Source organism: Streptomyces sp. NPDC003032, assembly GCF_053591415.1.
On the sequence record NZ_JBSFTT010000086.1, the window covers coordinates 3,707 to 9,327 of the forward strand.

The 5,621-nt window shown below is 69.8% G+C and carries 6 protein-coding genes, 2 tRNA genes and 1 pseudogene; 6 read left to right on the forward strand and 3 right to left on the reverse strand.

Annotation, left to right across the window (positions count from 1 at the left end):
• Positions 1-2 precede the first annotated feature (2 nt).
• Both ACWDZ7_RS42050 and ACWDZ7_RS42055 read right to left on the reverse strand, forming a co-directional pair.
• Positions 3-97: transfer RNA gene (locus tag ACWDZ7_RS42050), tRNA-OTHER, on the reverse strand.
• Between the two features lie 30 nt (positions 98-127).
• Positions 128-222 (reverse strand) — tRNA-OTHER (locus ACWDZ7_RS42055).
• Between the two features lie 186 nt (positions 223-408).
• On the opposite strand from ACWDZ7_RS42055, the gene ACWDZ7_RS42060 reads away from it, so the two are divergent.
• From ACWDZ7_RS42060 to fabI, 6 genes are all read left to right on the forward strand, one after another.
• On the forward strand, positions 409-1,401 hold the full coding sequence (locus tag ACWDZ7_RS42060; protein ID WP_451804142.1) for a DUF2156 domain-containing protein: 993 nt from the start codon (positions 409-411) through the stop codon (positions 1,399-1,401).
• 51 nt (positions 1,402-1,452) lie between these two features.
• Positions 1,453-1,641: a hypothetical protein gene (locus ACWDZ7_RS42065; RefSeq protein WP_451804144.1), complete on the forward strand. Its 189-nt coding sequence runs from the start codon at positions 1,453-1,455 to the stop codon at positions 1,639-1,641.
• A 181-nt stretch (positions 1,642-1,822) separates the two neighbouring features.
• On the forward strand, positions 1,823-2,923 hold the full coding sequence (locus ACWDZ7_RS42070) for a fatty acid desaturase family protein (protein ID WP_451804146.1): 1,101 nt from the start codon (positions 1,823-1,825) through the stop codon (positions 2,921-2,923).
• A gap of 98 nt (positions 2,924-3,021) precedes the next feature.
• Positions 3,022-4,344 carry an MFS transporter gene (locus ACWDZ7_RS42075; RefSeq protein WP_451804150.1) on the forward strand — a complete coding sequence of 441 codons (1,323 nt, stop codon included), beginning with the start codon at positions 3,022-3,024 and terminating at the stop codon, positions 4,342-4,344.
• 48 nt (positions 4,345-4,392) lie between these two features.
• Positions 4,393-4,719, forward strand: a complete 327-nt coding sequence (gene fdxA, locus ACWDZ7_RS42080) for a ferredoxin (RefSeq protein WP_451804148.1) — start codon at positions 4,393-4,395, stop codon at positions 4,717-4,719.
• Positions 4,716-5,480 carry an enoyl-ACP reductase FabI gene (gene fabI, locus ACWDZ7_RS42085; protein WP_451519457.1) on the forward strand — a complete coding sequence of 255 codons (765 nt, stop codon included), beginning with the start codon at positions 4,716-4,718 and terminating at the stop codon, positions 5,478-5,480. Before fdxA ends, fabI begins: the two co-directional genes overlap by 4 nt.
• Before the next feature lie 50 nt (positions 5,481-5,530).
• On the opposite strand, the pseudogene ACWDZ7_RS42090 reads toward fabI, so the two are convergent.
• A pseudogene (locus tag ACWDZ7_RS42090) lies at positions 5,531-5,602 on the reverse strand (NADP-dependent isocitrate dehydrogenase); the annotation flags it as partial.
• Between the last annotated feature and the right edge of the window lie 19 nt (positions 5,603-5,621).

Here is a 5,621-nt window from a genome sequence, read left to right on the forward strand (position 1 = left end):
GGCGGAGAGGGCAGGATTCGAACCTGCGTGGGCCCCGAAGGACCCGACCTTGAGTCGAGACTCGAAGTCCCCGATAAGCCACTCCGGGCACCTCTCCAGGCCGTACGGGCACGTGATTCCGTGCCTGCGGAGAGGGCAGGATTCGAACCTGCGTGGGCCCCGAAGGACCCGACCTTGAGTCGAGACTCGAAGTCCCCGATAAGCCACTCCGGGCACCTCTCCGTGTTCCCGACCCGGTTCCCCGGGTCGTTCACGAGAACAACATTGGCAGGCGCTTCTGACGGGATGCTGACGCCTCTCTGACATGGCGCCACACAGCTGCGCCGTGAGCTTTCCACCCTTCCCATGAAAGGGGCGGCGGTGCTCTACTCTCATCGACCGCAACGGCTTCCGAAAGGGATACGGATCATGACCGTGACCGTAGTGGAAAATCCGATTCTCAAGGCTGTGAGCACCTATACGCGGGCCGAGAATCCCAGCGCGTTCCTCGCGCTCAACAGCGGCAACAGCACGTTCACGCTGCCGGGGGCGGACGGCGTCGTCGTCTACCGCAGGACCGGCCGGTTCGCCGTCCAGTTCGGCGGGCCCTTCGCCGCCCCCGAGGAGTACGACGCCCTCCTCGACGGGTTCCGGCACCACGTGAAGGAGCAGGGGCTGACCCACGTCGGCGTCCAGCTGCAGCGCGACGACGCGGAGCGGTACGCGCGTCTGGGCTTCACCGTCAACCAGATCGGCGCCTCATGGGCGGTGAGCCTGGCGGAGTTCACCCTGCGCGGCACCCGCTTCATGCAGCTGCGCAACAAGATCTCCCGTGCCTACCGCAACGGCCTCCAGATCCAGGAGGTCAAGGCCGACGCCCACCAGGACGCCCTGGAGACGATCGACGGCGCCTGGCTGTCCAGCAAGGGCGCGGCCCGCCCCCTGGAGTTCCTCGTCGGTGAGATCGGCGGCGAGGCGCAGGAGCGGCGGCGGCTGTTCGTCGGCACGATCGCCGGGGCGCCGGTCGCGTACATCTCGTACTCCCCGGTCTTCGGCAGTCGCGCGGGCTGGATGCACGACCTGAGCCGGCGCGTGCCGGACGGGTCACCGGGTCTCATGGAGGCCATCAACGCGCACGCCATCGAGGTGTTCCGCGGCGAGGGCGTCCAGTGGCTGCACTTCGGCTTCACGCCCTTCACGGGACTGGACGCCGAGCACGAACTGGGCGGCCACAGCCCGGCCTTCCAGTGGCTGATGCACGCCCTGTGGGCCGAGGGCGCCGCGCTCTACCCCGCCCAGACGCAGCTCTCGTACAAGCACAAGTGGGCGCCCGACGCGACCATCCCGGAGTACGTCGCCTTCGACGGCCCGGCCTCGCTTGCCTCCTTCGCGCACATCTTCCGTGCGTGCAACGCCTTCTGACGTGCGGACGGGCACAGAACAACCTCAATCGAACGACAGGAGTGGATGACCATGAGTGGCAACACGAAGACCACCGACGCGCTCAAGCACGCCATGGTGGAACAGCTGATGGGCATCATCGGCGCCCCCGACGACGAGGACATCGCCCACGCGGCGGACGCCGTCGTCCAGGAGCTGGACGCCCTGCTGCGCGCCGAGCCGGACACCCCGCCGCAAGCCGAGCCCGGCCCGGCGGCCTGAGCCGCGACGCGCGGGACGGTCGGCGTCAGCGCCGTACGACCTGGCCGATCAGTCCAGAGTCAGCGCCACATCAGCACTGCACGGAACGCTGCACACACGTTCGCCCGGCGTCGGTACCCCACCGGCCGGCCGGGCGGGCGCCGCCGCCCGGTTCGGGCACTTCTTCCGAGGAGAGCTTCGTATGCAGCGTCCGCACGTCCAAGAGACCGGTGTCGCCGTCGCCCCGCAGCACACCGGAGTCCCGCCGCGCACCGGGGCGTCCGCCACGTTCTCCGAACTCCTCAAACGCGTCAAGGCGGAGGGTCTGCTCGACCTCGACCCCCGGTACTACATAGGGCGGCTGACCCGGAACACCACACTGCTGGTGGCCGGGCTCACCGCGTTCTTCCTGCTCGGCGACTCCTGGTGGCAGCTCGCCGTGGCGGTGTGGATGGGCCTCTGCGGCGGCCAGTCCTCCTTCATGTGGCACGACGCGGGCCACAAGGCGATGTTCCGCGACAAGCGGGCCGCGTCCGCGGTCGGCTACTTCCACGCCAACTTCGTCAACGGGGTGAGCTTCGGCTGGTGGGTCAACCACCACAACCGCCACCACAGCAACCCCAACCACCTGGACATGGACCCGGACATCGGGCGGCGCACCGCGATCTTCGACATCAAGCAGTACGCGACCCGCACCAGCACGCAGCGCTTCATCGTGCGCTACCAGAGCGTGCTCTTCTTCGTGCTGCTCGTCCTTGAGTCGTTCAAGATGCACAAGACGGCCGTGAAGTCGATCGCGCAGGGTCTCACCAAGCGCCCCGTCCTGGAGTCCACGCTGCTCCTGCTGCGCGCCGCGATCTATCTGACCTGTGTCTTCACCGTCCTGTCGCCGGTCCTCGCGGTCACCTTCATCCTTGTGCAGCAGGCCACCCTCGGCGTCTACTTCGGCATGATCTTCGCGCCGAACCACAAGGGCATGGACGTGCGCGACGGCGACGAGGAGACGCTGGACTGGCTGGAGCGGCAGGTCCTCACCTCCCGCAACATCCGCCCCTCCTGGTTCATCGACTTCCTGTACGGCGGTCTCAACTACCAGGTCGAGCACCACCTGTTCCCCGCCATGCCGCAGAAGAACCTGGGGCGGGCCCGTGAACTCACCCGCGAGTACTGCGCCGAGCGCGGGGTGCCCTACCACGAGGTCGGCTTCTGGGCCTCCTACCGCGAGGTGGCCTCCTATCTGCACGAGGTCAGCGCGCCGGTCCGCCGTGGTGAGGTCGACGCGCACATCGAACGGGCCGCCTGATGGTCGACACGGTCACCAAACCGGCGGCCGCCACCGCCACGGCCGCCACGGCCGGCACAGCCGTCACGAGCGCCTCGATCGGCGCCCGGCTCGACCGGATGCCGATCACCCCGACCCACCGCAGCATCACCGCGGTCATCGGCGTCGGGCTGCTCTTCGACACGTTCGAGAACAACCTCTCCGGCACCATCGCGAAGGTCCTCCAGAACGACTTCGCGTTCGGTGCCACCGAGCTCAAGCTGGTCCTCGCGTCCGCCTTCATCGGCCAGTTCATCGGCTCACTGCTGCTCGGCAAGATCGCCGACCGGTACGGGCGGCGCCGGGCGTTCCTGATCAACCTCGCGATCTACTCGGGCTTCTCGCTGCTCGGCGCCTTCTCGCCGAACGCGGCCTGGCTGATCGCGACCCGGTTCCTGGCCGGCATCGGCATCGGTGCCGAACAGTCCCTCTCCGACTGCTATCTGTCCGACGTGCTGCCCGCGAAGAAGCGCGGCCGGTTCATCGCCTGGGCCTACACCCTGGCCTTCTGCGGCGTGCCCGCCGTGGGCTTCGCCGCCCTGTGGCTCGTACCGCTGACGCCGCTCGGCATCGACGGCTGGCGCTGGCTCTTCGTGATCGGCGCCCTTGGCTCCGCCGTGGTGTGGGTGCTGCGCAGGCGGCTGATCGAGTCCCCGCGCTGGCTGGCGACGGTCGGCCGCGAGGACGAGGCGGACGCGCTGGTCTCCCGCATGGAGGCGGAGGTCCCCGGCGGCGCCCAGGCGCTGCCCGTGGTCGACGCCGGGTCCACCGCCAAGGAGACGGCCGCCCCCGCGACCCGCCTGCGGGACATCTTCCAGCCCCACCTGCGGCGCCGCACCACGATGCTCTGGATCTTCTGCTCGCTGTCGACGGTCGGCTACTACGGCTTCGGCACGCTCGCGCCGCAGATCCTCGCCGCCAAGGGGTACGGCATCGTCGCCGGCCTCGGCTTCACCGCGGTCTGCTTCCTCGGCTACCCCGTGGGCTCCGCGCTCGCGCTGCCGATCATCGACCGCGTCGAGCGCAAGACCCTGGTGGTCGCCTCGGCGGCCGCGATGGTGGTGGCCGGGCTCGGATTCTCGTACGCGGGATCGCCGACGCTCATCATGGTGTTCGGCTTCGTCTACACCGTGTTCAGCAACCTCTTCTCCAACGTCTCGCACGTCTATCTCGCCGAGCAGTACCCGACCGCCATCCGCGCGGCCGCGTCCGGCGCCGCGTACTCGCTGTCCAAACTCAGCGCCGCCGCGCTGCCGTTCGCGCTGCTCCCGGTCCTCCAGTCGTACGGGCCAGGGGCGCTGTTCGGCGTCATCGCCGCCGTGATGACCGCGCTCGCCGTGACCGTCCTGACCCTGGGCGAGCGCACCACCGGCGCCTCCGTCGACCGCGCGCTCACCGACTGACCCCGCCCACCGAAGAGACCCGACGACGCACTGAATGAGGAACCCCGCATGGCCTATGTCATCGCTCAGCCCTGCGCCGATGTGAAGGACAAGTCCTGCATCGACGAATGCCCCGTGGACTGCATCTACGAAGGCGGCCGCGCCCTCTACATCCACCCCGATGAGTGTGTGGACTGCGGCGCCTGTGAGCCCGTCTGCCCCGTGGAGGCCATCTACTTCGAGGACGACGTGCCCGCCGACTGGGGCGACCACCGCGGGTCCAACGTCGCCTTCTTCGACGCGATCGGCTCGCCCGGCGGCGCCGCCGCGCTCGGCGCGCTGCCGCACGACTCCGCCCTGGTCGCCTCGCTGCCGCGGGCGGTGGTCGCGTCATGAGCGGGCTGCTCGCGGGCAAGCGCGTCCTGGTGACGGGCGTCCTCACCGAGGCGTCCATCGCCTTCCACGCGGCGCGCATCGCCCAACTGGAGGGCGCCGACGTCGTGCTGACCGGCTTCGGGCGGATGTCCTTGATCGAGCGGACCGCGGCTCTGCTGCCGAAGCCCGCCCCGGTCGTCGAACTGGACGTCACCGACCAGGCGCACCTGGACGGCCTCGCGGACCGCCTCGGGGAGCACGTCGACGGTCTCGACGGCGTCGTGCACTCCATCGCGTACGGGCCGCCGGGCGCCTTCCACTTCCTGGACGGCACCTGGCAGGACGTGTCGAGCGCCGTGCACGTCTCCGCGTACTCCCTGAAGTCCCTGACCACCGCCTGCCTGCCGCTCCTCGAACCGCGCGGCGGCTCGGTGGTGGGCGTCACCTTCGACGCGACGGTCGCCTGGCCCAAGTACGACTGGATGGGCGTCGCGAAGGCCGCCCTGGAGTCGACCAGCCGCTATCTCGCCCGCGACCTGGGGCCCCGCGGCATCCGGTGCAACCTCGTCGCCGCGGGCCCGCTGCGCTCCATGGCCGCCAAGTCCATCCCGGGCTTCTCCGAGCTGGCGGACGACTGGCACACCCGCGCCCCGGCCGGCTGGGACCTCACCGACCCGGACCCGGCGGCCCGCGGCATCGTCGCGCTGCTCTCGGACCTCTTCCCGCGCACGACGGGCGAGATCGTCCACGTCGACGGCGGGGCCCACATGATGGGCGCGTGACCCGGCGGCCGCGCCGCCACAGCAGTGGGGGGAGTCCAGGTGATCACCTGAGTCTTCGGGTCGTCCGGGTAGTCGGGGAGCGCGTAGCCCTGGCCCTGCAGCTCGGCGATCGCGGCCTTCAGCTACGGGATCGAGGCCGAG